Origin of the sequence: Bradyrhizobium nanningense (assembly GCF_004114535.1) — a bacterium.
Classification (GTDB): Bacteria; Pseudomonadota; Alphaproteobacteria; order Rhizobiales; family Xanthobacteraceae; genus Bradyrhizobium; species Bradyrhizobium nanningense.
This window is the reverse complement of the sequence record NZ_LBJC01000031.1, coordinates 175671-199945: the sequence shown is the minus strand read 5'-3', so window position 1 is coordinate 199945 and position 24275 is coordinate 175671. Positions and strand designations below refer to the sequence as shown.

At 64.9% G+C, this 24275-nt stretch carries 24 protein-coding genes; 22 read left to right on the top strand and 2 right to left on the bottom strand.

Annotated features, from left to right (window positions below; genetic code table 11):
- Nucleotides 1-93: 93 nt before the first annotated feature.
- The 16 genes from XH84_RS27020 (at nt 94) to XH84_RS26945 (ending at nt 15304) form a co-directional block, all read left to right on the top strand.
- Nucleotides 94-540, top strand: a complete 447-nt coding sequence (locus XH84_RS27020; protein WP_128922516.1) for a thioredoxin domain-containing protein — start codon at nt 94-96, stop codon at nt 538-540.
- Nucleotides 537-1400, top strand: coding sequence for a hydrogenase expression/formation protein (locus XH84_RS27015; protein ID WP_128922515.1), 864 nt, complete (start codon nt 537-539; stop codon nt 1398-1400). Before XH84_RS27020 ends, XH84_RS27015 begins: the two co-directional genes overlap by 4 nt.
- Nucleotides 1397-1606: a rubredoxin gene (locus tag XH84_RS27010; protein ID WP_028135612.1), complete on the top strand. Its 210-nt coding sequence runs from the start codon at nt 1397-1399 to the stop codon at nt 1604-1606. The genes XH84_RS27015 and XH84_RS27010 overlap by 4 nt, the downstream gene beginning before the upstream one ends.
- Nucleotides 1603-2109 (top strand): [NiFe]-hydrogenase assembly chaperone HybE, encoded by a 507-nt coding sequence (gene hybE / locus XH84_RS27005; protein ID WP_128922514.1) that lies wholly within the window; start codon nt 1603-1605, stop codon nt 2107-2109. The genes XH84_RS27010 and hybE overlap by 4 nt, the downstream gene beginning before the upstream one ends.
- A complete protein-coding gene (locus XH84_RS27000; protein WP_128922513.1) occupies nt 2106-3194 on the top strand; it encodes a hypothetical protein in 1089 nt (362 codons plus the stop codon). The genes hybE and XH84_RS27000 overlap by 4 nt, the downstream gene beginning before the upstream one ends.
- Nucleotides 3187-3528, top strand: a complete 342-nt coding sequence (gene hypA, locus XH84_RS26995) for a hydrogenase maturation nickel metallochaperone HypA (RefSeq protein WP_128922512.1) — start codon at nt 3187-3189, stop codon at nt 3526-3528. Before XH84_RS27000 ends, hypA begins: the two co-directional genes overlap by 8 nt.
- Nucleotides 3528-4433 (top strand): hydrogenase nickel incorporation protein HypB, encoded by a 906-nt coding sequence (hypB, locus tag XH84_RS26990; RefSeq protein ID WP_128922511.1) that lies wholly within the window; start codon nt 3528-3530, stop codon nt 4431-4433. Before hypA ends, hypB begins: the two co-directional genes overlap by 1 nt.
- Entirely contained in the window at nt 4430-6691 is a 2262-nt protein-coding gene (hypF, locus tag XH84_RS26985) for a carbamoyltransferase HypF (RefSeq protein WP_128922510.1), read from the top strand. The genes hypB and hypF overlap by 4 nt, the downstream gene beginning before the upstream one ends.
- Complete coding sequence (locus XH84_RS26980) at nt 6691-6927, top strand: HypC/HybG/HupF family hydrogenase formation chaperone (RefSeq protein WP_128922509.1); 237 nt, start codon at nt 6691-6693, stop codon at nt 6925-6927. The genes hypF and XH84_RS26980 overlap by 1 nt, the downstream gene beginning before the upstream one ends.
- Complete coding sequence (gene hypD / locus XH84_RS26975) at nt 6924-8066, top strand: hydrogenase formation protein HypD (protein ID WP_128922508.1); 1143 nt, start codon at nt 6924-6926, stop codon at nt 8064-8066. Before XH84_RS26980 ends, hypD begins: the two co-directional genes overlap by 4 nt.
- Nucleotides 8063-9103, top strand: a complete 1041-nt coding sequence (gene hypE, locus XH84_RS26970) for a hydrogenase expression/formation protein HypE (RefSeq protein ID WP_128922507.1) — start codon at nt 8063-8065, stop codon at nt 9101-9103. The genes hypD and hypE overlap by 4 nt, the downstream gene beginning before the upstream one ends.
- Nucleotides 9104-9112: 9 nt before the next feature.
- On the top strand, nt 9113-10813 hold the full coding sequence (locus tag XH84_RS26965) for a hydrogenase maturation protein (protein ID WP_128922506.1): 1701 nt from the start codon (nt 9113-9115) through the stop codon (nt 10811-10813).
- Nucleotides 10810-12246 (top strand): sigma-54-dependent transcriptional regulator, encoded by a 1437-nt coding sequence (locus XH84_RS26960; RefSeq protein ID WP_128922505.1) that lies wholly within the window; start codon nt 10810-10812, stop codon nt 12244-12246. The genes XH84_RS26965 and XH84_RS26960 overlap by 4 nt, the downstream gene beginning before the upstream one ends.
- Entirely contained in the window at nt 12239-13606 is a 1368-nt protein-coding gene (locus tag XH84_RS26955; protein ID WP_128922504.1) for a sensor histidine kinase, read from the top strand. Before XH84_RS26960 ends, XH84_RS26955 begins: the two co-directional genes overlap by 8 nt.
- Before the next feature lie 372 nt (nt 13607-13978).
- Entirely contained in the window at nt 13979-14806 is an 828-nt protein-coding gene (locus XH84_RS26950; protein WP_245471866.1) for a Crp/Fnr family transcriptional regulator, read from the top strand.
- A gap of 114 nt (nt 14807-14920) precedes the next feature.
- The gene (locus tag XH84_RS26945; protein ID WP_128922503.1) at nt 14921-15304 is read left to right on the top strand and encodes a c-type cytochrome; all 384 of its coding nucleotides are present in this window, start codon (nt 14921-14923) and stop codon (nt 15302-15304) included.
- A 212-nt stretch (nt 15305-15516) separates the two neighbouring features.
- Here XH84_RS26945 and XH84_RS26940 read toward each other — a convergent pair whose 3' ends face one another.
- A complete protein-coding gene (locus XH84_RS26940) occupies nt 15517-16506 on the bottom strand; it encodes an FAD:protein FMN transferase (RefSeq protein ID WP_128922502.1) in 990 nt (329 codons plus the stop codon).
- A gap of 9 nt (nt 16507-16515) precedes the next feature.
- On the bottom strand, nt 16516-18594 hold the full coding sequence (locus tag XH84_RS26935) for a NosR/NirI family protein (RefSeq protein ID WP_128922501.1): 2079 nt from the start codon (nt 18592-18594) through the stop codon (nt 16516-16518).
- A gap of 191 nt (nt 18595-18785) precedes the next feature.
- On the opposite strand from XH84_RS26935, the gene XH84_RS26930 reads away from it, so the two are divergent.
- The 6 genes from XH84_RS26930 to XH84_RS26905 all read left to right on the top strand — a co-directional run bounded on the left by XH84_RS26930 (nt 18786) and on the right by XH84_RS26905 (nt 24274).
- Nucleotides 18786-20510 (top strand): nitrite reductase, encoded by a 1725-nt coding sequence (locus XH84_RS26930; RefSeq protein WP_206734181.1) that lies wholly within the window; start codon nt 18786-18788, stop codon nt 20508-20510.
- 73 nt (nt 20511-20583) lie between these two features.
- The gene (gene cobA, locus XH84_RS26925) at nt 20584-21363 is read left to right on the top strand and encodes a uroporphyrinogen-III C-methyltransferase (RefSeq protein WP_128922499.1); all 780 of its coding nucleotides are present in this window, start codon (nt 20584-20586) and stop codon (nt 21361-21363) included.
- Nucleotides 21353-21664: a c-type cytochrome gene (locus XH84_RS26920; protein WP_245471865.1), complete on the top strand. Its 312-nt coding sequence runs from the start codon at nt 21353-21355 to the stop codon at nt 21662-21664. Before cobA ends, XH84_RS26920 begins: the two co-directional genes overlap by 11 nt.
- Complete coding sequence (locus XH84_RS26915; RefSeq protein WP_128922497.1) at nt 21661-22842, top strand: cytochrome D1 domain-containing protein; 1182 nt, start codon at nt 21661-21663, stop codon at nt 22840-22842. Before XH84_RS26920 ends, XH84_RS26915 begins: the two co-directional genes overlap by 4 nt.
- Nucleotides 22839-23822 carry a siroheme decarboxylase subunit beta gene (gene ahbB / locus XH84_RS26910; RefSeq protein WP_128922496.1) on the top strand — a complete coding sequence of 328 codons (984 nt, stop codon included), beginning with the start codon at nt 22839-22841 and terminating at the stop codon, nt 23820-23822. Before XH84_RS26915 ends, ahbB begins: the two co-directional genes overlap by 4 nt.
- Nucleotides 23822-24274 (top strand): Lrp/AsnC family transcriptional regulator, encoded by a 453-nt coding sequence (locus XH84_RS26905; protein ID WP_181769428.1) that lies wholly within the window; start codon nt 23822-23824, stop codon nt 24272-24274. The genes ahbB and XH84_RS26905 overlap by 1 nt, the downstream gene beginning before the upstream one ends.
- Nucleotide 24275 lies beyond the last annotated feature (1 nt).

Below are 24275 nucleotides of genomic sequence, written 5' to 3'. Positions count from 1 at the left end.
ATAGATAGCTCTTTAGACCTGCTGGAATGTCCCTGGCATGTGCCTTGCTAATCCTATCCCGACCAAAATCATAAGCTTGTCAGGGGAGGTCTGATGGAATTCCAGGTGGCGAAGCAGGATCTGACGCGGCACGGCCTGCCTGAGGTCAGTGTTGCGACGGTCGATCATTTTCTTGGCGCGGCCGACGAGGCCGGCGCGGTCGCGGTGCTGCTGTCGGCGGGCGATCCCAACCGGTTCCCAGAGGCGATCGACGTCGCCGTGGTGCTGCCGGAGTTGATCACCGCGTTCAATGGCCGCCTGCGCGGTGCGGTCATCGCCCGCGGCGACGAGAGCGCACTTGGCCAACGTTTCGGCGTGCGCGTGCAGCCGTCGCTGATCCTCGTGGCCAAGGGCGAGACGCTGGGTCTGATCGCCAAGATCCAGGACTGGTCGGTCTACATCGACCGCATCACCAAGCTGATCGACCGTCCGCGCGGCCAGGCCGCCGCAATCGCCGTCACCATCGTTCCCCAGCATCGCGCGCAAGGTGTCGAGCTATGAAGGTCGGATTCTGGGATGCGCCCGAAGGCGCCGAGCAACCGGTCAGCGTGTTTCCGATCGGCGAGGAGAGTCTCAATGCATCGCAAGGCAGCCTGACGGCGGCCGGCGCGCTGGCAAAGCTAGCAACGCTCGACAGCATTGAACTTGCCAAGCGCTGCCCGAACGCGGTTGCGCTGCTCTCGACGATCGCGCAAGCCATCGCGGGCCAAAAGGCCGATGCTCCGACGCAGCTGTTCCGGCTCGCCAATCTCAACGAGCTCGAGAGCAAACTCATAGCCGACGTGCTCGGCGAAGGGGAGGTCGGCGGGGTCGTCGCGTTGCCCGACGGGTCGCTGGCCCAGATCCAGGAATCGGTGTTGGCGGGAATCTGGCGCGTGCGGCTCGAGACCGACGCTGCTTCCGAATATCTCGAGATCGGCGCCGTCCCGGAGATCGTCAAGCGAGCGGCCGCGGACCTGACGTCCGCCGATTTCGAGATCGGGCCGGTGCCGGAAGGCGCCATGAACGTGCTGCCGGTGCTCGCCGAAATCCGCGAGCGCGCGCTGGCCTGGCGGCCCGGCATCCGCTCGCAGATCATCAATTTCACGCTGCTGCCGATGAGCCCGGTCGACATGAGCTTCCTGCAGGACACGATCCGCAACGGACCGATCCAGCTGGTGTCGCGCGGCTATGGCACCTGCCGGGTGCTGTCGACGGGCATCCGCAATGTCTGGTCGGTGCAGTTCTTCAACGCCATGGACACCATCATTCTCGATACGCTCGAAGTCGGCGGCGTGCCGACCGTCGCGCTGGCCGCGGACGAAGATTTCGAGGACTCCGCCGAGCGGCTGCAGGAAATCATCGAGGCCTATTTCAAATGAGCGCCTTCGAGAATTTTGGCGTGCGTCAGGACGTCACCGAGGCCACCCGGCTGGAATGCGGCATCTGCTGGACCGTCTACGATCCCGTCGACGGCGACGAGGTGGCCCAGATCGCGCCTGGCACGCCATTCGCGGCGCTGCCGGAGGAGTGGCGTTGCCCGAACTGCGATGCTCCGAAATCCAAATTCATGGCGATCGAAGCATGACGGGGGCCGCGCCAAATCCCGACGCCGACGCCGTGGCGTGGGGCGAGCTTCTGGCCGGAAGCTATCGGGATATCGGCGATCGCGCGATGCGCGATCTGCCGATCTACAATGATGCGCTCGGCGTCGAGGCGGTCGGTTTTCGCCGGTTCAATGGCACGATCGTCGGCATCATGGTCACGCCATGGTTCATGAACGTCGTGATGCCGGCGAGTGCTACGCGGGAGAATTCGGGCACGACCCTGCAGATCCGTTTTCCCGCAGGCGATATCGAGCTCACCCTGAGCGAGGTCGGACAGATGGGCCGCATCGCAAGCTGCTCGCTGTTCTCGCCGATGTTCCAGTTCGCCGACATGGCCGCCGCGCGGGCGACGGCCGAAGCGGCAATCGCCGAGCTGATGCTGCCGGCAGACAGCGAGGAGGCGGTTCGTCGCCGCGAGCCCGCGACAACCCCGATCGATCGGCGTAACTTCCTGCGCGGTGCTTTGACGGAGCGGCGCGGATGACCCTGGCCTTCCGCAACGAGATCGACATCACGGTGTGGCTTGCCGGCGGCACGATTGCTGACGTCGCGATCCGGCCACGCAGCCGGCCGCCGTTGACACGACTGTTTGCGGGAAAGCCGGCGGAGTCCCTGCTTCCGGTGCTGCCGCGGCTGTTCTCGCTTTGCTCGGTCGCGCATCAGGTGGCGTTCCTGTCGGCGGTCGAGGCCGCGCAGGGGCAGCAGGCGACGCAAGCTGCGGCGCGCCGCCGCATCACGGCCGTCGTTGCCGAGCGGCTGACCGAGTTGTTGCGGAGCCTGTTCGTCGGCCGGCTCGCGCTCGATAGCGCGAGCGCTGCCGCCGTGCGCGCCATGATGCAGGCGAGCACGGTCCTCGGCGGCGCCAGCGAAGGCGTGTCGGAGACCTTGCGGCGGGAGGCCGTGGCACAGATCAAGGCGGCGCTCGCAGCGCTCGGGATTGCCGGTGAAGGTGGGGCTCTCGCGCCGGGCAGCGCGCTCGCTGTCCATGTCGAACGCTGCGAGGGCGAGGACTTGTCGCCGTTATCGACCGAGCAATCCTTCCTGACGGCGGCTGACGATGTCGACGTCGTTACGCGCCTGCTTGCCGGCGGGGCCGCCTATTCCGACGCGCCGGAGCTTTGCGGTAAAGTTCCGGAAACCGGTGTCTGGGCGCGATGGGCGCGGCGCGAACCCGCCTTGCCGGCGGCGGGCTCGGCCGCGCGCCTCGCAGCGCGCATCGCCGAGGTCGCGCGGCTCTGCGCCTGGCTCGACCGAGGCGCCGAAGATCTCGACGATGGCGTCGTCGCGAGCTATCGGCTCGGCACAGGCAGGGCGGCGGCCGCGGTCGAATGTGCGCGGGGCCGGCTCTACCACGCCGTGGTGCTCGACCAGGACGACCGCCTCGTCAATTTTGAATTCCTGGCGCCGACCGAGTGGAATTTTCACGCCCGCGGACCGCTGGTCCGGAACCTCAAGGGAGCGATGCTGACCGCCGGCCGGCGCGGCCAGGACGCGGTGCGCGCGCTGGTCGGCTCGTTCGACCCCTGCGTCGGTTTCAAGCTCGATTTTCGCGAGGTGGGCCATGCATGAGATGGCGCTCTGCGAAGGCATCATCGGGATCGTGGAGGAGGAAGCGCGCAAGCGTTCCTTCACCAAGGTGAACGTCGTCTGCCTCGAAATCGGTGCGCTCAGTCATGTCGCGCCGGAGGCGATGAAATTCTGCTTCGAGGCGGTCGCAGCACGGACCATCGCGCGAGGTGCAAGGCTCGAGATCGTCGAGACGCCGGGAATGGCCTGGTGCATGGCCTGTTCAGAGAGCGTCGAGATCAAGCAGCGTTACGAGCCATGCCCCTCCTGTGGCGGCTATCAATTGCAGGTGACGGGCGGGGAAGAGATGCGCGTAAGGGAACTGGAGGTCGACTGATGTGTACGGTGTGCGGCTGCAGCGACGGCAAGGCGTCTATCGAACACGCGCCTGACCATCATCATGATCATGACCATGGTCACGCTGGGCACCATCATCATCACGGTCATGGGCACAGTCACGATCATGCTCACCCTCACCACCATGATCATGCGCCCGATGAGGCGGGGTTGCTCGATTGCGGCGCCAATCCGGCAGGTCAAGAGATCGCCGGCATGAGCAGCGACCGCATCATCCAGGTCGAGCGCGACATTCTCGGCAAGAACGACAGGCTCGCCGCCGACAATCGTGCGCGCTTCCATGCCGACGAGGTGCTTGCCTTCAACCTGGTGTCGAGCCCGGGCGCCGGAAAGACCTCGCTGCTGGTTCGCGCGGTCTCGGAATTGAAGGATAGCTTTCCGATTGGCGTGATCGAGGGCGACCAGCAGACCTCCAACGATGCCGAACGTATCCGCGCCACCGGCGTGGCGGCGATCCAGGTCAATACCGGAAAAGGCTGTCACCTCGATGCCGCCATGGTCGGCCAGGCCTATGACCGGCTGCCCTGGCTGAACGGCGGCATTCTCTTCATCGAGAATGTCGGCAACCTCGTTTGTCCCGCGGCATTCGACCTCGGCGAAGCCTGCAAGATCGTGGTGTTCTCGACCACCGAGGGCGAGGACAAGCCGCTGAAATACCCCGATATGTTTGCGGCAGCGTCCTTGATGCTGATCAACAAGATCGATCTCGCGCCGGTGCTTGATTTCGACCTTGCCAAGACCGTCGAATATGCGCGGCGGGTCAACCCCGACATCGAGGTGATGACGGTGTCGGCGCGTACGGGCGAGGGATTTTCGGCGTTCTATGCCTGGATCCGCAGGCGCTGGGCGAAGGCGAAGCAGGCCGAGATGGCTATGCAAGGATGACGATGAACGGTGGGACGAGCGCGCCCGAGGTGAGGAGACTGCGTTTGCACGTGCGCGGCGCCGTGCAGGGCGTCGGGTTTCGTCCCTATGTCTACGGTCTCGCCACGCGTTATCGTCTCGGCGGATTCGTCGCCAACGATCCCCACGGGGTCATCATAGAGGTCGAGGGTGAGCGCGCCGCCGACTTCATCACGGCGCTGCCGCTCGAAAAGCCGCCGCTTGCCCGGATCGACGAAATCTCGGTGCACCCGGTCGGGGCGGTGGCGAGCGAGGGATTTTGCATCCGCGCCAGCGAGCAGGGCAGGGTGTCGACGCGCATCGTCGCCGACGCCGCCACCTGCAAGGAATGCCTGCGCGAGCTGTTCGACCCGAACAGCCGCTTCTATCGCTATCCGTTCATCAACTGCACGCATTGCGGCCCGCGCTACACCATTGCCGAGCGGCTGCCCTATGATCGCTCGGCCACGGCCATGAAGGGCTTTGCGATGTGCAGAGCCTGTGCGGACGACTATGCCAACCCCAGCAGCCGCCGTTTCCATGCCGAGGCGATTGCCTGCCCGGCTTGCGGCCCGAGGCTCAGCCGTGGGATCGCGGATATTGCGGCCGCGATTGCCGGGGGCAAAATCGTCGCGATCAAGGGGCTCGGCGGCTATCAGCTGCTCTGTGATGCGCGCGACGATGGCGTCGTGCGGCGGCTGCGGCAGCGCAAGCAGCGCGACCAAAAGCCCTTTGCCGTCATGGTCGGATCGGTGGACGCGGTTGCGGATATCGCAGACGCCAATAGTGCCGAGCTCGCGTTGCTCGAGAGCTCGCCGCGGCCCATCGTCCTGATGCGATCGCGCGATCGGCTCGCGCCGGCCATCGCACCGGAGCTGTCTCGTCTCGGCGTCATGCTGCCGGTGGCGCCGCTGCATCACCTGATCTTCGGCGCACTGAACGTGGCGCACGCGCGGGTCGGCGACAGCTGGGCGATCGTCACCACCAGCGCCAATCCCGGCGGCGAGCCGCTCCTGATCGACAATCGGCAAGCCGAGCGACGCCTTGCCGGCATTGCCGACCTCGTCGTCACGCACGACCGCGACATCGTCACCCGTGCTGACGATTCCGTGGCGGCAGTCATCGGGGGCCGGACGCAATTCATCCGCCGCGCCCGCGGTTACGTGCCCGAGCCGGTTCGCTTGGCGCGGTCCGTGCCGCCGATCCTGGCGGTCGGCGGCGCCTTGAAATCGACCGTGACGGTCACGCGCGGCAACGAGGCGTTCGTCTCCCAGCACATCGGGGACCTCGACACTGCGGAGGGCGTCCGCTTCTTCGAGGAGACGGTGGACCATCTGCTTTCGACCCTGGACATTGAGCCGGTCGTCGTCGCCCATGATTTGCATCCGAACATGGCCTCGACGCTCTTTGCCGAGGCGAGCAGGAAGCGGCTGATCGCGGTCCAGCACCATCATGCCCATGCGGCCTCCGTGATGGCTGAACATGGCACCGCAGGCCCGGCGCTGGCCCTGGTGCTCGACGGCTTCGGCCATGGCTCCGACGGGGGCAATTGGGGCGGCGAGCTCCTCGCATGCGATGGCGCTCGCTTCCGGCGGCTCGGACATCTGGCGCCGATGAAGATGCCGGGTGGCGATCGCGCCGCGCGCGAACCATGGCGCATGGGCGCGAGCGTGCTGCATGGCCTCGGGCGAGGTGATGCGATCGCGACGCGGTTCACCGCACAGGCGCAGGCCTCACGCGTTGGCGCCATGCTGGACCAGCCGGGCGTGCCGACGACGACCAGCGCCGGCCGGATGTTCGATGCGGCGGCGGGGCTGTTGGGCCTCTGCCCGGTGCAGAGCTACGAGGGCGAAGCTGCGATGAAGCTGGAAGCGCTGGTGCGCACGCCGCGCATCGCGCAAGACGGCTGGATCATCGAGCACGGCGTGCTGTCCTTGGCTCCGCTGTTCGGGCGCCTGGCCAGTGCGACCACCGATCGGGTCGAAGGCGCCGAGCTGTTCCACGGCACGCTGGCCGCGGCCTGCGTCGACTGGATCGGCCGGGCCGCGCGCGCGACGGGCATCACCATTGTTGCCTTAAGCGGCGGCTGCTTCCTCAATGCGATCCTGTCGGACGAGATCGAGCGCGGCTGCATCGCGGCCGGCCTCTCGCCGTTGCTGCCGCGCCAGATGCCGCCCAACGACGGCGGCCTCAGCCTGGGCCAGGCCTGGATTGCCGCGCTAACACTCCTCGAACAGCAAGATCTGGAAGGAACCGCCTGATGTGTCTCGCGATACCGGCCGAGGTCACAAAACTCCTGCCCGACGAGATGGCCATCGTCTCGATTGATGGCGTCAGCAAGGAGATCTCGGTCGCCCTGATCGAGAACCTTGCGGTGGGAGATTACGTGATCATCCATGTCGGCTATGCCCTGACCAAGATCGATCCGGAAGAGGCGCGGCGTACGCTCGAATTGTTGCGCGAGCTGAGCGTCGAGGGACAGGGAGCGGCGCCATGAAATATGCCGACGAGTTTCGCGACAAGGAGATCGCGCTGGGGCTCGCGAGGGCGATTCGCGCGGAGACCCATCCGGAAAGGGCGTATCGTTTCATGGAGTTCTGCGGCGGCCACACGCATGCGATCTCGCGCTACGGCCTGGAAGACATGCTGCCGAAGAACGTGCGGATGATCCATGGACCCGGTTGCCCGGTCTGCGTGCTGCCGGCCGGGCGCATCGATATGGCAATCCGGCTTTCCGAGCGGAGCGAGGTGATCCTGTGCGTCTACGGTGATCTGATGCGCGTTCCCGGATCGCAAGGCGCCTCGCTCCTGAAGGCGAAGGCACGGGGCGCCGACATCCGCATGGTCTATTCCACGATCGACGCCGTCAGGATCGCTGAGGAGAACCTGGAGCGCGAAGTCGTGTTCTTCGCCATCGGCTTCGAGACCACCACGCCGCCGACCGCGGTGATGATCCGGCTGGCCGAGAAGAAGCAGCTTTCGAACTTCAGCGTATTCTGCAATCACGTGCTGACCCCGCCGGCCATGCAGAACATTCTGGAGAGTCCCGATATCCGCAACATCGGCCGCGTCGAGATCGACGGCTTCGTCGGGCCGGCGCACGTCTCGACCATCATCGGCACGGCGCCTTACGAGTTCTTCGCGGAAGAGTTCGGCAAGCCGGTGGTCATCTCGGGCTTCGAGCCACTCGACATGATGCAGGCAATCCTGATGCTGGTGCGCCAGGTCAACGAGAACAGGCACGAGGTCGAGAACCAGTATAGCCGTGCGGTCACGCGCGACGGCAATCTGCGCGCCAAGGAGGAGGTCTCCGACATCTTCGAGCTGCGCGACCAGTTCGAATGGCGCGGGCTCGGCCAGGTTCCCTATAGCGGGCTGAAGCTGAAGCGCTCATACGCGAAATACGACGCCGAGGTCCGCTTCGGCATGAACGAGCTTCGCGTCGACGACAATCCGGCGTGCGAATGCGGCGCCATCCTGCGCGGGGTGAAGAAGCCGGTCGACTGCAAGCTGTTCGGCACCGTCTGCACGCCGGAGACGGCGATGGGATCCTGCATGGTGTCCTCGGAAGGCGCCTGCGCGGCGCATTGGACCTACGGCCGTTTCCGCGACCATCAGCAGAGGCGGGCGTCATGAAGGCCTATCAGCGCAAGCTCGATATCAAGAACGGCTGCGTCGACCTGTCCCACGGCTCGGGCGGCCGGGCCATGGCGCAGTTGATTTCGGGGCTGTTCCACGAAGCCTTTGGCAATGAATGGCTGGCGCGCGGTAACGACCAGTCGGCCTTCGATGTCGGCGCTGGGCGCATGGTGATGACGACCGACGGCTATGTGGTCTCGCCGCTGTTCTTTCCCGGCGGCAACATCGGTTCTCTCGCGGTTCACGGCACGGTCAACGACATCGCCATGGCCGGTGCAAAGCCGCTTTATCTCTCGGCGAGCTTCATCATCGAGGAGGGGTTTCGTTTCGCCGACCTCAAGACGATTGCGGAATCGATGGGTGAGGCGGCGCGCACGGCCGGCGTCCACATCATTACCGGCGATACCAAGGTGGTCGAGCGCGGCAAGGCCGACGGCCTGTTCATCTCGACATCGGCGGTCGGAATTGTGCCTGACGGGCTCGATCTGTCGGCCGAGAACGCGCGCGTCGGCGATCACGTTCTGATCTCGGGCACCCTGGGCGATCACGGTGTGGCGATCATGTCGAAGCGGCAAAATCTCGCCTTCGAGACCGAGATCGTCTCGGACTCGGCGGCACTGAACGATCTCGTCGCCGAGATGGTCGAAGCCGGTGGCGCCGGTATCCGGCTGATGCGTGATCCCACCCGCGGCGGGCTCGCCGCCACGCTCAATGAGATCGCCCAGCAATCGAGGCTCGGCTTTCATCTCGTCGAGGAGGAGATCCCGGTCAAGCCGGGCGTGGCGGCGGCCTGCGAACTGCTCGGGCTCGATCCGCTTCATGTTGCCAACGAGGGCAAGCTGGTTGCGATTGTCGCGCCCGACGTCGCCGGTGCCGTGCTCGCCGCCATGCGGCGCCACCCGCTCGGCCGCGATGCCGCCGACATCGGCGAAGCCGTCGCCGACGACCATCATTTCGTGCAGATGGCGACGAGTTTCGGCGGAGGCCGGATCGTCGATTGGCTGTCGGGCGAGCAATTGCCGCGGATTTGTTGAGGGATCCTGATGCGTATCCTGCTGCTATCGCATTCCTTCAACAGCCTGACGCAGCGCCTGCATGTCGAGCTCCGCGAGCGCGACCATGAGGTCTCGGTTGAGCTCGACATCCACGCCGACGTCACGCGGGAAAGCGTGGCGCTGTACCAGCCGGACCTGGTGATCGCGCCGTTCCTCAAGCGGGCAATTCCCGAAGATGTCTGGCGCAACGTGCGCTGCCTGATCGTGCATCCTGGTCCGCCCGGCGACCGCGGCCCGGCGGCGCTCGACTGGGCGATTCTCCAGGGAACGACGGAGTGGGGCGTCACCGTGTTGCAGGCGGATGGCGAGTTCGATGCCGGTCCGATCTGGGCGTTCCGCACGTTTCCGATGCGCCGTGCCGCGAAATCCAGCGTCTATCGCAACGAGGTGACCCAATGCGCGGTCGAAGCGGTGCTGGAGGCCGTCGCCGCGATCGAAGCGGGCCGGCCGACGCCGCAGCCGATGCGTGCGAACGACGCGCGCATTCGCGTGCGCGGTCCCTGCCGCCAGTCGGACCGGGCGATCGACTGGCAGCACGACACGACCGAGACCGTGCTGCGCAAGATCAACAGTGCCGACGGTATGCCGGGCCTGGTCGACAGTCTGTTCTTCCAGGACGTGAGGCTGTTCGACGTCCACGAAGCGCGGGAGATCTCCGGCGTTCCCGGCACGGTCGTGGCACAATGCGATGGTGCTTTGGCCCGTGCGACGGTTGATGGAGCAGTCTGGATCGGCCATGTGCGGCCGCTTGCCCCGAAGAGCTTGAAGCGATCCGCGGCAAAGGTTTTCGCCGAGCAAGCCGCCAGCCTGCCGCGGCGGCCGGATTGCGGCTATGCTCCGATTCAATATCGCGAGCATGGCGAGGTCGGCGAGTTGCAGTTCTCCTTCTATAATGGCGCCATGGCGAGCAGTGACTGCGAAGCGCTGCTGAACGCCTACCGGGCCGCGCTGGCGCGCCCGACCAAGGTGCTGCTCCTGACCGGTGGTTTCGACTATTGGTCGAACGGCATTCATCTGGCCGAGATCGAGGCCGCCGACAGTGCCGCCGATGAATCCTGGCGTAACATCAACGCGATCGACGATCTTGCGCGCGCGATCATCGAGACGACGGACCGGCTGGTGATATCGGTCATTCGCGGCAACGCGGGAGCGGGAGGCGTATTCTTGAGCCTCGCCGCCGACGCGGTCTGGGCCAGCGATCAGATCGTGCTCAATCCGCATTACAAGGACATGGGCAATCTGTTCGGCTCCGAATATTGGACCTATCTGTTGCCGCGTCGCGCGGGCGCCGAGAACGCAACCCGGATCACGCAATGCCGGCTGCCAATGGGCGTCGCCGAGGCACAGCGCCTCGGGATCGTTGATCGGGTCCTCGCAAGCGAGGAGCTGGCACGCGAAAGTCTTGTGAAACTTGCGACTGGTGCAACGTCGGAGCAAGGCTTTGCGGCGCGTCTCGCCGATAAGAAGAGGTCCCGCGCGGCGGACGAGGCCGAAAAGCCCCTGCAGGCCTATCGTGACGAGGAGCTGCGGCGGATGAGGCTCAATTTCTACGGCTTTGATCCGAGCTACCACGTCGCGCGCTACAACTTCATCCACAAGGTGCCGAAGTCGCGTACGCCGCTGACCATCGCCAATCATCGGGCGCGGCGTGCGACCGACCGGCCGAGAGCCATGGTGGTGCCCTCATGAGCGTTCTAGGGACCATTCTCGTCGTCGACGACGAAGTCCGTTCGCAGGAAGCGCTGCGGCGCGTTCTCAGGGAGGATTTCGAGGTGCTTTGCGCCGGCAATGCAGCCGATGCGGAAAAGCTGCTGGAAGGCGAGATCGTCCACGCCATCCTCTGCGACCAGCGCATGCCGCATGAATCGGGCGTAAGCTTCTTGAAACGCGTGCGGGAGCTGTGGCCCGATCCGGTGCGGATGATCATCTCCGGCTATTCCGATTCCGAGGATATCATTGCGGGCCTCAACGAGGCCGGCATCTATCAGTACATCACGAAACCCTGGCAGCCGGAACGGCTGGTCGATATCGTCAAGGAGGCGGTGCAACTCTATCGCCTGCAGAAGGAGACGGAAACCGCCGGTGTCGATGTCAAGGCGACGCCGGGGCATATCAAGAAGGTCGTCTCGGTCAAGCGCGGGGTTGCCAAGCAGCTCTATGATTTCGACCGCATCGTGCATTCGTCCGAAAGTCCGATGCACAAGGTGATCGAGCTCGGCAAGCGCGCCGCAGACTACGACATCTCCGTGTTGATCACGGGCGAATCCGGGACCGGAAAGGAGCTGCTTGCACGCGCGATTCACTACGGCTCGGCGCGCGCCAACAAGGCCTTCGTGGTCGAGAATTGCGGCGCATTGCCGGACGAGCTGCTCGAAAGCGAGCTGTTCGGCTGCAAGAAGGGCGCCTTTACCGGCGCCTATCAGGATAGGATCGGCCTGTTCGAGGTCGCCGACGGCGGAACCATCTTCCTCGACGAGATCGGCGAGACCTCGCCGGCATTCCAGGTCAAGCTCTTACGCGTCCTGCAGGAGAGCGAGATCAGGCCGCTCGGTGCGCAGCGGGTGCGCAAGGTCGACGTCCGAGTCGTGGCGGCGACCAACCGGGATCTCGAGGCCGAGGTCGAGGCGGGCCGCTTCCGGCGCGATCTCTACTATCGCCTGGCGGCGTTTCCCGTCCACATGCCGGCATTGCGCGACCGCCCGATGGATGTCACGTTGATTGCCGAAGGGGTGCTGTCGTCGGTGAAGACCTCGTTCAACCGGCCGGGCCTGCGCTTTGCCGCTTCCGCGCTCGAGGCGTTCGCCAGGTACCATTGGCCCGGCAATGTCCGCGAGCTGCAGAACGAGATCCAGCGTATGGTGGTGCTGGCGGACGCGGATGAATTGCAGGCCCCGCCGTTGCTGGGCCGGCGCAACGGCAAGCAGCCCGTGGCCGCGATCCCCGGCAAGTTGAACGGCTCGGCGACCCTCAAGGACAAGGTCGAAGACCTCGAGAAGGCGGTTATCATCAGCACGCTAGAGCGATATGATGGCAATATCAGCAGGGTCGCCAACGAGCTCGGGCTGTCGCGCGTCGGTCTCAGGAACAAGCTGTCCAGGTATGATTTGAGAAAGAATGCCTGAGGTGACGCACCCTCCTGAAGCCGGCGAGACCGAAACGCTGCTCAAGATGATCACCAAGCGCGGCGCGCTGGAGCTTGATCAAGAGCGCGAGGGCGCCTGGATCGAGGTCATCCGCAAGATGGACGAGGTCTATTCCGACCTCCTGCGCTATGAGGTCGACCTCGAGCACAAGAATGCGGAGTTGGAGGAGGCGCAGGCCTTCGTCACCAACGTCATCGAGTCGGTCTCCGACATCCTGATCGTCTGCGATGCGAAGGGGCTGGTGCAGCAGGTCAATTCCGCCTTCCAGCACACGCTCGGCTGCGGCGTCGCCGACATCGTCGGCAGGAACATCGCCGACGTCATCGATGCCCAGGACAAGGCCAAGCTGGTCCCGCTCCTGAAGCCGCGCAGCGCCTCCGATGTCGTCGACGGCGAGCTGCGGTTTTCGCGCGAGGGCGGCAGCTCGGATCTGTTCGCCATCAACGCATCCCCCCGCCACGATCATCGCGGCCGCTTCATCGGCGTGGTGCTGACGGGACGTCCGATCGGAGAGCTTCGCCGTGCCTATGAGGAGCTGCACAAGGCGCATCACGAGTTGCAGCGCGCCCAGCGGCAGCTGGTCGAGCAGGAGAAGATGGCAAGCCTCGGCCGTCTGGTTGCAGGCGTCGCGCACGAGCTGAACAACCCCATCAGCTTCGTCTATGGCAACGTCCACACCCTGATGCGCTATCGCACCGCGATCGCCGCCTATCTCGATGCGGTTCATGGCGAGGCCAAGGAGGGGGAGCTCGCAGCTCAACGACGGAGCCTGCGCATCGATGAGATTTTGGAGGATTTCGGTCCGCTAATCGAAGGCACTTTGGAAGGCGCGGTCCGCATCAGCGAGATCGTGAAGAATCTGCGCCGGCTGTCCTTCAGCAAGCTCGGTGAGGTCGAACGCGTCGACATCGAGCGGCTCATCAACACCGCGGTACTGTGGGCCGTGCGCACCAAGCAGGTGCGCATCGACGTGCAGTTGGAAATCGAGCCGGAGCTCTGGGTCTGCGGCAACGAGGGGCAATTGCACCAGGTGATCGTCAATCTCGTGGAGAATGCGATCGACGCAATGCGCGGCACGGAAGCGCCGCGGCTGGTCGTCTCGGCGGTACGCAAGGGCAACGAAATCCTGTTCCGGATCTCTGACAACGGACCGGGAATCGACAAGGATCACATCGGCCACATCTTCGAGCCGTTCTTCACGACCAAGCGGGTCGGCGAGGGGACGGGACTTGGCCTCTGGATCAGCTATGGCATTGTGCGCGAGCACGGCGGCGAGCTGGTCGCGGGATATGGGCCGGAGGGTGGCGCGACATTCTCGTTCGCGCTGCCTGCCGCATAGGCGGCTGGCGCTGGTCTCGCACACATCCCGGCGTCGTTTCTTTTGCGTAAAGGATCTCAGGATCCCGACGCTGCGTGTGAATCGCGCCGAGCCCGGTGTGTCGGCCGCCTCAATGCTCGCCCATCGTAACGATCGAATGTCGCGGCGCTTTGCCGCGGTGCGAATCCGGCGAGCGGCAGCAGGCCGACAGGCGACTGCAGCCGTCCCTTGGTAGCGAATGCGCAGGAGTTTGCGCTTCCACAAAGAGCCATGGATAGAAATAGGTCGATTGTTGCACCGCGGGTGGTCCGACGCACCAATCGAATCTTGATGGAGCGCCGGGCAAGACGGCCCCTCGGTGGAATTGATCCAGCTCAAAATATGACGCGATGGATGATCAATAGTCAGGCACCAGGATCAAACATCAGGGATGAGACGATGATGGCGCCCACTCCGGCTGATCTTGGGATCGCTGCGGAAATACCAGTCTTCAGTGGACTCGAGCCGCAGGCGCTCGCGATCTTGCTGGGGCCAGCCAGCATCTTCAATCTCCGTCCGGGTCAAACGCTGTTTCGTCAGGGCGAGCCGGCCCAGGCATTCTTTGTCGTGATGGACGGCTGGGTCAAGCTGTATAGGGTCACTCCTGCTGGCGACGAGGCCGTGCTCAACGTGCTCACCAGGGGTGAGAGCTTGGCCGAGGCGGTCACCTTCACGTCCAGCCGCTATCCCGCTACCGCGAGTGCGGTAACACCCGCCCGTGTGATGGTCATTCCAGCCGACCACGTCGTCGCCTGCATTCGCCAGATGCCAGACGTCGCGATCGCGATGATCGCATCGACGTCGCAACATCTGCACCGAATGGTTCAGCAGATCGAGCAATTGATGGCGCAGAGCGCCACGCAGAGGGTGGCCGAGTTTCTCGCCTCGCTGGCTCCCCGAACCAGGGGGCCATGCACGATCACCCTGCCATACGACAAATCGCTGATCGCCGGCAGGCTCGGCCTGAAGCCAGAATCGCTCTCGCGGGTGTTCGCCAAGTTGCGCATGGTAGGCGTCGATGTCCGGGCCTCGAATGTGGTGGTGCGCGACATGGCGCAGCTCTGCAAGCTCGTGGCCTGCGACCGGATCAGCGGGCACTGCCCCGTAAAGCCCAAGATGATGTGCTCCCAGCCGCCCGCTCCACGCGCGATCCAGCCCGAGGTGAAATCCGTGCCGGCGTGAACCTTCATGCTCCTCAAGCTGGAGAACGTCGGTTTCCCGTCATTTCTCCGAATCCACGCTGGCCTATCCGGGGCGTTGCCCAGACCAGTCCCACTCAAAACAGGAGACGACGACATGAGGCGTGTCTTGATCGCAATCGCAGTCGCTGTGGCTTCGAGCAGTGCTGCTTCCGCGCAGGATGTGACGGCCGGCGCTACAGCCTTCAAGAAATGCGCCAGCTGTCACGATGTCGGCGCGACCGCGAAGAACAAGGTCGGTCCGGTACTCAATGGACTCGACGGCCGCAAATCGGGATCGGTTGCTGGCTACAACTATTCGGATGCGAACAAGAGCTCCGGCATCACCTGGGACGAAGCGAACTTCCTCGATTACATCAGGGATCCCAAGGCCAAGGTGCCCAATACCAAGATGGCATTCGCCGGCATCAAGAACGAGGCCGAGGCGAAGAATCTCTGGGCCTATCTCAAGCAATACGACGCCGACGGCAAGACCAAGTAAGAAAATCGCCCGAATTGAGCGCGCGCCTCGTCCTTCGAGACGACCGCTTTGCGGTCTCCTCCAGATGAGGCTAAGCGGCATAGGTGCTCGTTGAAACGAGCGTAATGCACTCGGTCCTCATCCTGAGGGCCCGCCAACGGCGGGCGTCTCGAAGGATGGCCACAGGCGAAATCGTCTCTATTTCCCTGGCTCCGCTCGGCGGGCATCGTCGCTCAGCCAACGATGCCGTCGCGCGGGCCGGCGGCCCAATATGAGTGGCGCCCGGCCGGATCGGTAGCCCAGATCGCAGTGCCGCTCAGCCGTGGCAGCAACGCCTGGATCTCGTCCGCAGACGCGATGGAGAGCGCCGTCGACAACGCGTCGGCCACAGCGGCCGAGCGATGGTGCACGGTGATGGTGCGCCAATGAGCTGCACTGCGGCCGCTGCGCGGATCGAACAGGTGGTGCGCCGCGCCATCGGCACCGAGCACGCAGCCCGAGCCTTCGGACGTGGCAAGGGCACCTTCCGCCAGGTGCAGCGGATCGGCGTCACGACGCGCGATCAGCCAGGGCGATCCGTCCCGGCGCGGTGCGATCGCCCGCATCTCGCCGAGATCGACCAGGATGTTGGTGAACCCTTTCGCCGCCAGCAACTCCGCCACGCGGTCGGTGACGTAACCCTGGCCGAGACCATTGAGCGTCAGACGTTGGTTGTCACCCAGATGAATTGAATCCGGCTCGAGCCGGACGCCTCGCCAGTCCACGGCCCACCGCGCGTCGGCAATGACGGTTTGCGGCGGCAGGCCCGTATGGGTCTTGTCCGCGAACCAATCGACATGGGCTTCCCACAGCGCCTGCACGGTCGGGTCGAACAGGCCGTTGGTGAGATCTGCGACCTGAAGCGCCAGCGCCAAGGCGCGACGCAGATCGCCGCCCGGCTCGGCGAGCGCGCCATCGCGATTGAGCCTGCACAGCTCGGATCCGGATTGGAATAGGCTCAGCGCATTTTCCAGGCGATCGATCTCTGCCTCGACCAGCGTGGCAATTCCTCGTGCGCACCCCGGCTCGATGTCGCTGAACAGGATCCGCGCGTCCGCGCCCATCGCCGTACCGCGCCATTCGAAATCGGCCCGGGCAGGACTGGCGGGACCCGCGATGGCGACCGCGACGGCCGATGCCAGGATCGTGATGGCACGACGTCGTGTCGGATGATCAGGGAGCATCGTATCTCCTCACGACGGCTTCGAAGGAGCTTGCGGCAACGGTTGACGCCGTTGTGCGCGCTTCTTCAGATGCAGGCAGACGTCCTGGTCGAAATAATTGGCCTGGCACTTCAGGCAGTAGATGCATTCGTTGGGGTTGATCTGGCCGAGCGGATGAATTGCCTGCACGGTGCAGCGCCGCGCGCAGACATGACATTCCGCGCCGCATTCGCGGTAGCGCTTGAGCCATTCGAACATCCGCATCCGGGCCGGGATCGCCAGCGCCGCGCCGAGCGGGCAGAGATAGCGGCAGTAGAAGCGCTCGACGAACAGGCCGGCCAGCAGCAGCAACCCGGCGTAAACGCCGAACGGCCATTCCCGCAGGAACTTCATGGTGATCGCCGTCTTGAACGGCTCGACCTCGGCGAGCTGGAAGGCCGTCAGAATCGAGCGCAGCGAGATCGCCAGGATGGCGACGAAGAGGACGTATTTGATCATCCACAGCCGCTCATGCAGTCCGAACGGGATCTCGATCTGCTTGATGCCGAGACGACGCGCGAGCTGATTGGTGAGCTCCTGCAATGTCCCGAACGGGCAGAGCCAGCCGCAGAATACGCCGCGCCCCCAGAACAGCATGCTGAATGCGACGAAGCTCCAGAGCAGGAACACCAGGGGATCGAGCAGGAAGAGCTCCCAGCGGAAGCCGGACAGCAAGGCATGGATGAAGGTCAGCACGTTGACGACGGAGAGCTGTGCGTTGGCGATGAAACCGAGGAACACCAGCGTCGTGAGCAGATAGCCTGTGCGGAGCCGAGAGTAGAACGCGCCGTGGGCCGTCACCGTGTCCTGGAAGATCAGGATGCCCGCGAGCACCGTCAGCATCGCGCCGAGCACGCCGATCTCGTAGCGTCGCGCCCACCAGATCTCCTGCCACACCGTCTGGACCGGAGTGGGGGCGGCCGTCGTCGATGCCGCGGGCGGCTCGGCCGGCGCGGCGATCAAGTAGCGATCGGGAATGCGATAGTCGAGCGAGACCAAAGCGGGGCCGCTCGCTGCGGCGCCGGCGCCGAGATCGACGTCGAGCCGGAATGGTTTGGTCGAATCGAAGCCGCTCGCCTGCGGAATGCGGAACACGGCGATCTCACGCAACTCCGGCGCGCCGGCGGCATGCAGCGACTCGACCGCCGTGTGATCGGCGGGCTTGAGACGAAGCGTTCGCGAACCTTGGACGATCTCGATCCGGGTGAAGGTCCCCGACTGGCGCCATTCCGTACCCTTGAACGAATAGAGGCCGGATGCGCCGATCAGAAGCAGATCGTCGTCGGGGCCGATCTTCGCCGTCTCGCTTTCGTAAGTCCGCTGGCCGAGCAGGCTCTCCCCGATCGGCGGCGGCGTGGCGAGCGCCATCCAGAGATCGATGAAGGCCTTGTCGGGTTCACTGTCCTGCGTACCGAGCAGCTTTGCCGCTTCGCCACGGCTCACCAGCCGTCGCTGCACCGCGCCCTCGGCGAGCAGCGAGGACCAGGACGACCGGCGCAGGGTCTCGCGGTCGAGCCGCACAGCCCGCTCGGGCGCGTTAATCCGGCTGCGCAGCACGGCGCGTGCCGAGCGCACGATCGCATCGCGGATCACGGTGCTCGTAATGGTCGCGCCGGCGACGGCGTGCGGTCCATGCGCGGGTTCACCGGCGGATTTGAGCGTGGCGCTGCCGCGCACGTCGAAGCCGCGGAAATCGGCGACATAGGCGGCGAGCGCATCGCGCGGAATTCCGATCACGAGGATCGGTTCTTCATGCGCGACGATCTCGGCGCCGGCGACGATGCCATCGGGCGTCACCGCCGCGACGATATCGAGCGGTCGGCCCGCATAGCCGACGGATCCCGAGACATCGAGGCTTGAAAAGGCGTAGCCGAGCACGCGTCCGTCTGCGGCCCGCACCAAAGCTGCCGGAGGCTTGCCATCGGCACGGTCGATCACGACGGGCTCGGAGAAGAACTTTGCGGCAACGCCGAGATCGGCAGCGTTTGCGCTGCAATACATCAACGCCAGCGCCGCCAGTGCGGACAGTGCGTGCCGTACGGCGGCGGAGATGATTCCAGACGATCGCATGCGACGGATCAGGCAGCGTTGTTGGCAGCGCGCATTGAGGTGGATCAATGTTGCGATTAACCGCGGTCAAGGAGAAATCACGGGATTCCCTGCATAAGCCTCTCATCGGATTCTCATGCTGGAGGAATGTAATGCGAGGCCGACCTTCACTATTTCCAAAGCTTGCAAGCTGCGTTGCAGCAACGAGCCTTATGCTTCTGAGTGCGACGGCGGCCGGCTACGCGCAGCAGCAGGCTCCGGCACCGAAACCTGCCGATGTCGAGCAGCACAAGACGACACCGGGCGGCCAATATCAGCCGAGCTTGGACGTTCTCGGCAAGGGCGCGACCGAGCAGCCCGGCACCAAGCCGGGCGATCCCAACCTCACGAAGGCCGAGTTCGACAAGGCCAATCAGATCTATTTCGAACGTTGCGCCGGATGCCATGGCGTGCTGCGCAAGGGCGCGACCGGCAAGCCGCTGACACCTGACCTGACCAAGAAGCTCGGCTTCGACTATCTGCGCGACTTCATCACTTACGGCTCGCCTGGCGGCATGCCGAACTGGGGCACCTCGGGCCAGCTCGAGGCCGCCGATATCGATCTGATGGCCCGCTATCTGCTGAATACCCCGGCGCAGCCGCCGGAGTTCGGCATGAAGGAGATGAAGGACAGCTGGAAGGTCCTGGTTCCGGTCGCGCAGCGGCCGACCAAGAAGATGAACAAGCTCGACATCGACAATCTGTTCTCGGTGACGCTACGTGATGCCGGTGAAATCGCCCTGATCGACGGCACGACCAAGAAGATCGAGCACATCATCAAGTCCGGCTATGCCGTGCACATCTCGCGCATGTCGGCGTCGGGGCGCTACCTCTACATCATCGGGCGCGATTCCAAGCTCAATCTGATCGATCTCTGGATGGACCCGCCGCAGACGGTCGCCGAGCTGAAGATCGGCACCGAGGCGCGTTCGGTCGAAACCTCGAAGTTCAAGGGCTATGAGGACAAGTATGCGATCGCCGGAGCCTACTGGCCGCCGCAATACGTCCTGATGGACGGCGCGACGCTCGAGCCGATCAAGGTGGTCTCGACCCGCGGCATGACCGAGGATACGCAGGAGTACCACCCGGAGCCGCGCGTTGCCTCCATCGTGGCTTCGCACTTCAAGCCGGAGTTCGTCGTCAACGTCAAGGAGACCGGGCAGGTTCTGCTCGTCAACTACCAGGATCTCAAGAACCTGAAGGTGACGGCGATCGAGGCCGAGCGCTTCCTGCATGACGGCGGCTTCGACAAGACCGGTCGTTACTTCCTGGTTGCGGCGAATGCTCGCCACAAGGTCGCGATCGTCGACACCAAGGAAGACAAGCTGGTCGGCGTCGTCGAAACCGGCGGCCAGACGCCGCATCCCGGACGCGGCGCCAACCTCGAGCATCCGAAGTTCGGACCGGTGTGGGCGACCAGCCATCTCGGCAGCGAGACGATCTCCTTCATCGGCACCGACCCCGAGAAGCACAAGCAGTTCGCCTGGAAGGTCGTGCAGACGGTCGAGGGGCAGGGCGGCGGATCGCTCTTCATCAAGACGCATCCGAAGTCGGAGAACCTCTACGTCGATACGCCCTTGAACACGGACGCCGAGATCTCCTCGTCGGTCGCGGTGTTCAAGATCAAGGACCTCGCGGGCGAGAAGCCGACCTACAAGGTGCTGCCGATCGGTCAGTGGTCCGGCATCTCGGAAGGCGCGCGCCGCGTCGTGCAGGGCGAGTTCAACAAGGACGGCACCGAGATCTGGTTCTCGGTCTGGAACAACAAGGCGCAGGACTCGGCGATCGTCGTCGTCGACGACAAGACGTTGACCTTGAAGGCGGTCATTCGTGACCGGCGACTGGTCACGCCGACCGGCAAGTTCAACGTCTTCAACACGCGTAACGACGTCTACTGACAAGCATGGGTTGGTGCGGCGAGCGATCGCCGCACCAACCAGCCTTTTCGCGATGGTTTCGGCGGAGCGCAGCATGGCTGTTGGAAAAGTCTATCTCGTCGGCGCCGGCCCGGGCGATCCCGAACTGCTCACGCTGAAGGCGGTCCGCGCCATCGGTGAGGCCGACGTCGTCGTCTATGATCGCCTGGTGCCATCGAGCATCCTGGCGACCATTGCCGACGGGGTACTCCAGATCAATGTCGGCAAGCAGGCCGCCCATCATCCGGTGCCCCAGGAAGAGATCAACGAGATGCTGGTCCGGCTGGCGCGCGCCGGTCGCACGGTCGTCCGGCTCAAGGGCGGCGACCCCTTCATTTTCGGGCGCGGCTCGGAGGAGGCGGCCGAACTCGACCAGGCCGGCATTCCCTATGAGGTGGTGCCGGGCATTACTGCGGCACAGGGCTGCGCGGCGGCGGCGCGGATGCCGTTGACGCATCGCGGCGTCGCCTCCGGCGTGCGCTACGTGACGGGCCATCGCAAGGCGAACGAGCCGCTCGATCTCGACTGGAAGAGCCTCGCCGATCCCGACACGACGCTCGTCGTCTATATGGGCCTCGCCAATATCGCCGAGATCGTCCGCAACCTGACTGCGCAGGGACTGCCGGGAACCACGCCGGTGCTTGCGGTGTGTCAAGGAACGACGGCGCAGGAAAGCCGAATATGTGCGCCCCTGGAGGCGCTTCCGGTCGCTTTGAAAGACGTCTCCTTCAGCGGTCCCGTCCTTTTCATCATCGGAAAGGTCGCGGGAATCGCCCTGGAACGGAGCGCGCGGAGCGATGCGGCAATTTGCGAGGCGATTTCAGTTGTGGCCTAGCGTCGCCCTGGCATCGGCCGTTGCGATCGGGCCGGCTACCGCGGGCGAAGCAAATGCCGATGCCGCAAGGCTTGCCAATCTGGTGCGGCAGGACTGCGGCTCCTGCCACGGGCTGACGTTGAAAGGCGGGCTCGGCAAGCCGCTGACGCCGGACCATTTGAGCGCCTGGAGCCGCGACCAGCTCATCAGCATCGTCCTGGACGGCGTGCCGGGCACGCCGATGCCGCCCTGGCGTCCGTTGCTGAGCGAAGCCGACGTGCGCTGGATCGTCGAGCGCCTGCAGCAGGGAGATCTGCCATGAAGGTTGCGGCGCGATGGTGTCTGGCCCTGCTTCTGCTGCTGCTGCTGCCAATGCTCTCGCGCGCCGACGAGCTGCGCGGCACCGGCAATCTTGGCCTGGTGGTGGAGCGCGCGACGGGCTCGGTGCTGATCGTCGATGCCACCGCACGCAAATCGATCGGCCGTGTCGAGGGGCTCGGCGATCTCTCGCACGCCTCCGCGGTGTTTTCGCCGGATCAGCGCTACGCTTATGTCTTCGGACGCGACGGCGGCCTGACCAAGGTCGACATGCTCACGAGCACGATCGTCAAGCGCATCGTTCAGGCCGGCAATTCGATCGGCGGCGCCATCTCCGACGATGGCGCGCTGATCGCGGTCTCGAACTACGAGCCGGGCGGGGTGAAGGTGTTCGACGCCAGGACGCTCGATCCCGTCGCCAACATTCCGGCGATCGGCTCAGGCGGCAAGGCCTCGAAGACGGTCGGGCTGGTCGACCTGCCCGGACGGCGTTTTGCCTGGGCGCTCTACGACGCCGGCGAGATCTGGATCGCCGACCTCACTGATGTCGAGACCCCCGCGATCACCAGGCTGACCGATGTCGGCAAGCTGCCCTATGACGGCAACGTCACGCCCGACGGCCGCCATTATCTTGCGGGTCTGTTCGGCGAGGACGGCGTCGTGCATGTCGACACCTGGCGCGCGCCACTCAAAGCCGAGCGCATCCTCAACGGCTATGGCCGCGGCCAGGAAGCGCTGCCGGTCTACAAGATGCCGCATCTGGAAGGATGGGGTGCGACGGGTGACAAGCTGCTGCTTCCCGCCGTCGGCCATCACGAATTGATCGCGGTCGATCTTCGCAGCTTTACCGAGGTCGGGCGCACCGCCACCCACGGCCAGCCGGTCTTCGCCGTGGCGCGGCCGGACGGGCGCCATGTCTGGGTGAATTTCGCCCACCCGTTCAACGACACGGTCGAGATCGTCGACACCGAGACGCTGAAGGTGATTCATCGCCTGACGCCCGGCCCGGCGGTCCTCCACATGGAGTTCACCCCGCGCGGCAACGAGGTCTGGATCTCGGTGCGCGATGCCGATCGCATCGACGTCTACGACGCCGCCTCTTTCGTCAAGAAGGCGGAGATCCCGGCGCAAAAACCGTCCGGAATTTTCTTCACCATACGCGCGACGAGGATCGGACAATGACGCCAAGCTCCGTCGAACTCGCCCTGATCGATCGCTGGCAGCACGACTTTCCGCTTGTAGCGAAGCCGTTCGCAATCGTCGGCCGCTCCGCCGCGCTCGACGAGCAGGCGACCATCGGCGTGTTCCGCCGCATGCGGGCGTGCGACCTGATCTCCCGTGTCGGTGCGGTGGTCCGTCCCAACACGGTGGGGGCGAGCACGCTCGCCGCGCTGCAGGTTCCGCCCGATCGGCTCGACCAGGTCGCCGAGGTCGTCAGCCGGGAGCCGCTGGTCACGCACAATTACGAGCGCGAGCACGATCTGAACTTGTGGTTCGTGATCGCCGGCGGAGATGCCGGGGCGATCGCTGAGACCATCGACAGGATCGAGGCGCAGACGGGGCTGCCCGTCGTGGATCTGCCCATGGTGCAGGCCTATCATCTCGGCCTCGGCTTTTCGCTGCGCGAGCCGCGCGCGCAGAAGCGCCAGCCGCCGGCCGCCGGGGACTATCGTCCCGATCCGCGCGACCAGCGCATTCTCGCCGCGATCGAGAACGGGCTGCCGCTGGTCGAGCATCCCTACCTCGCGGTCGCCGATCAGCTGGCGCTGGGCCAGGAAGAGGTCATTGCGCGGCTGGAGCACCTGGTCGCAGCCGGCGTGGTGACGCGTTTCGGCTGCGTCGTGCGCCACGACAAGCTTGGCTTCCGATCGAATGCGATGGCGGTTTGGAACATCCCGGGCGAAATCATCGACGATGTCGCCGCGATCTTCGCCCGCCACGCCAGCGTGACGCTGTGTTACCAGCGTCCGTCCCGGCCGCTGGTCTGGCCGTACAACCTGTTCTGCATGGTGCATGCGCGCTTCCGTGAGGAGGCCTATGCCGTGATCGACGAGCTCAATCTGCTCGCCGATACCGGTCTGATGCAGCAGGCCGTGCTGTTCTCGAAGCGCTGCTTCAAGCAGCGCGGCGCGGTCTTCTCGCGGCACAAGGAGACCAATTGATGCGCGCGCTGGACCCGACCGAAAAGGCGATCATCAACGGCCTGCAAGGCGGCTTTCCCCTGACGCACCGGCCGTACCGCGATGCCGGCGCCCAGCTGGGCCTGAGCGAGGGCGAGATGATCGAGGAGATCGGCAATCTGCTCGCGCGTGGGCAGCTCAGCCGGTTCGGCCCGCTCTGGAATGCCGAAGCCCTCGGCGGCGCCGTCTGCCTTGCCGCGATGGCTGTGCCGCCCGATCGCTTCGATGAGGTCGCCGAGCTCGTCAATGCCCATCCCGAGATCGCGCATAATTATCAGCGCGATCACGAGCTGAACATGTGGTTCGTCGTGTCGACGGATGCTCCCGCGCGCATCGATCAGGTGATTGCGGAGATCGAACGTGAGACGGGCCTTGGCGTGCGCGCGATGCCCAAGACGCGCGAGTTCTTCGTTGGTTTCCGCGTGGAGGTGTAGG

Excerpts from the sequence above, each read along its gene's own strand:
- XH84_RS27020 (WP_128922516.1), top strand. The coding sequence starts at position 94 with ATGGAATTCCAGGTGGCGAAGCAGGATCTGACGCGGCACGGCCTGCCT.
- XH84_RS27015 (WP_128922515.1), top strand. The coding sequence starts at position 537 with ATGAAGGTCGGATTCTGGGATGCGCCCGAAGGCGCCGAGCAACCGGTC.
- XH84_RS27010 (WP_028135612.1), top strand. The coding sequence starts at position 1,397 with ATGAGCGCCTTCGAGAATTTTGGCGTGCGTCAGGACGTCACCGAGGCC.
- hybE (WP_128922514.1), top strand. The coding sequence starts at position 1,603 with ATGACGGGGGCCGCGCCAAATCCCGACGCCGACGCCGTGGCGTGGGGC.
- XH84_RS27000 (WP_128922513.1), top strand. The coding sequence starts at position 2,106 with ATGACCCTGGCCTTCCGCAACGAGATCGACATCACGGTGTGGCTTGCC.
- hypA (WP_128922512.1), top strand. The coding sequence starts at position 3,187 with ATGCATGAGATGGCGCTCTGCGAAGGCATCATCGGGATCGTGGAGGAG.
- hypB (WP_128922511.1), top strand. The coding sequence starts at position 3,528 with ATGTGTACGGTGTGCGGCTGCAGCGACGGCAAGGCGTCTATCGAACAC.
- hypF (WP_128922510.1), top strand. The coding sequence starts at position 4,430 with ATGACGATGAACGGTGGGACGAGCGCGCCCGAGGTGAGGAGACTGCGT.
- XH84_RS26980 (WP_128922509.1), top strand. The coding sequence starts at position 6,691 with ATGTGTCTCGCGATACCGGCCGAGGTCACAAAACTCCTGCCCGACGAG.
- hypD (WP_128922508.1), top strand. The coding sequence starts at position 6,924 with ATGAAATATGCCGACGAGTTTCGCGACAAGGAGATCGCGCTGGGGCTC.
- hypE (WP_128922507.1), top strand. The coding sequence starts at position 8,063 with ATGAAGGCCTATCAGCGCAAGCTCGATATCAAGAACGGCTGCGTCGAC.
- XH84_RS26965 (WP_128922506.1), top strand. The coding sequence starts at position 9,113 with ATGCGTATCCTGCTGCTATCGCATTCCTTCAACAGCCTGACGCAGCGC.
- XH84_RS26960 (WP_128922505.1), top strand. The coding sequence starts at position 10,810 with ATGAGCGTTCTAGGGACCATTCTCGTCGTCGACGACGAAGTCCGTTCG.
- XH84_RS26955 (WP_128922504.1), top strand. The coding sequence starts at position 12,239 with ATGCCTGAGGTGACGCACCCTCCTGAAGCCGGCGAGACCGAAACGCTG.
- XH84_RS26950 (WP_245471866.1), top strand. The coding sequence starts at position 13,979 with ATGATCAATAGTCAGGCACCAGGATCAAACATCAGGGATGAGACGATG.
- XH84_RS26945 (WP_128922503.1), top strand. The coding sequence starts at position 14,921 with ATGAGGCGTGTCTTGATCGCAATCGCAGTCGCTGTGGCTTCGAGCAGT.
- XH84_RS26940 (WP_128922502.1), bottom strand. The coding sequence starts at position 16,506 with ATGCTCCCTGATCATCCGACACGACGTCGTGCCATCACGATCCTGGCA.
- XH84_RS26935 (WP_128922501.1), bottom strand. The coding sequence starts at position 18,594 with ATGCGATCGTCTGGAATCATCTCCGCCGCCGTACGGCACGCACTGTCC.
- XH84_RS26930 (WP_206734181.1), top strand. The coding sequence starts at position 18,786 with ATGCTTCTGAGTGCGACGGCGGCCGGCTACGCGCAGCAGCAGGCTCCG.
- cobA (WP_128922499.1), top strand. The coding sequence starts at position 20,584 with ATGGCTGTTGGAAAAGTCTATCTCGTCGGCGCCGGCCCGGGCGATCCC.
- XH84_RS26915 (WP_128922497.1), top strand. The coding sequence starts at position 21,661 with ATGAAGGTTGCGGCGCGATGGTGTCTGGCCCTGCTTCTGCTGCTGCTG.
- ahbB (WP_128922496.1), top strand. The coding sequence starts at position 22,839 with ATGACGCCAAGCTCCGTCGAACTCGCCCTGATCGATCGCTGGCAGCAC.
- XH84_RS26905 (WP_181769428.1), top strand. The coding sequence starts at position 23,822 with ATGCGCGCGCTGGACCCGACCGAAAAGGCGATCATCAACGGCCTGCAA.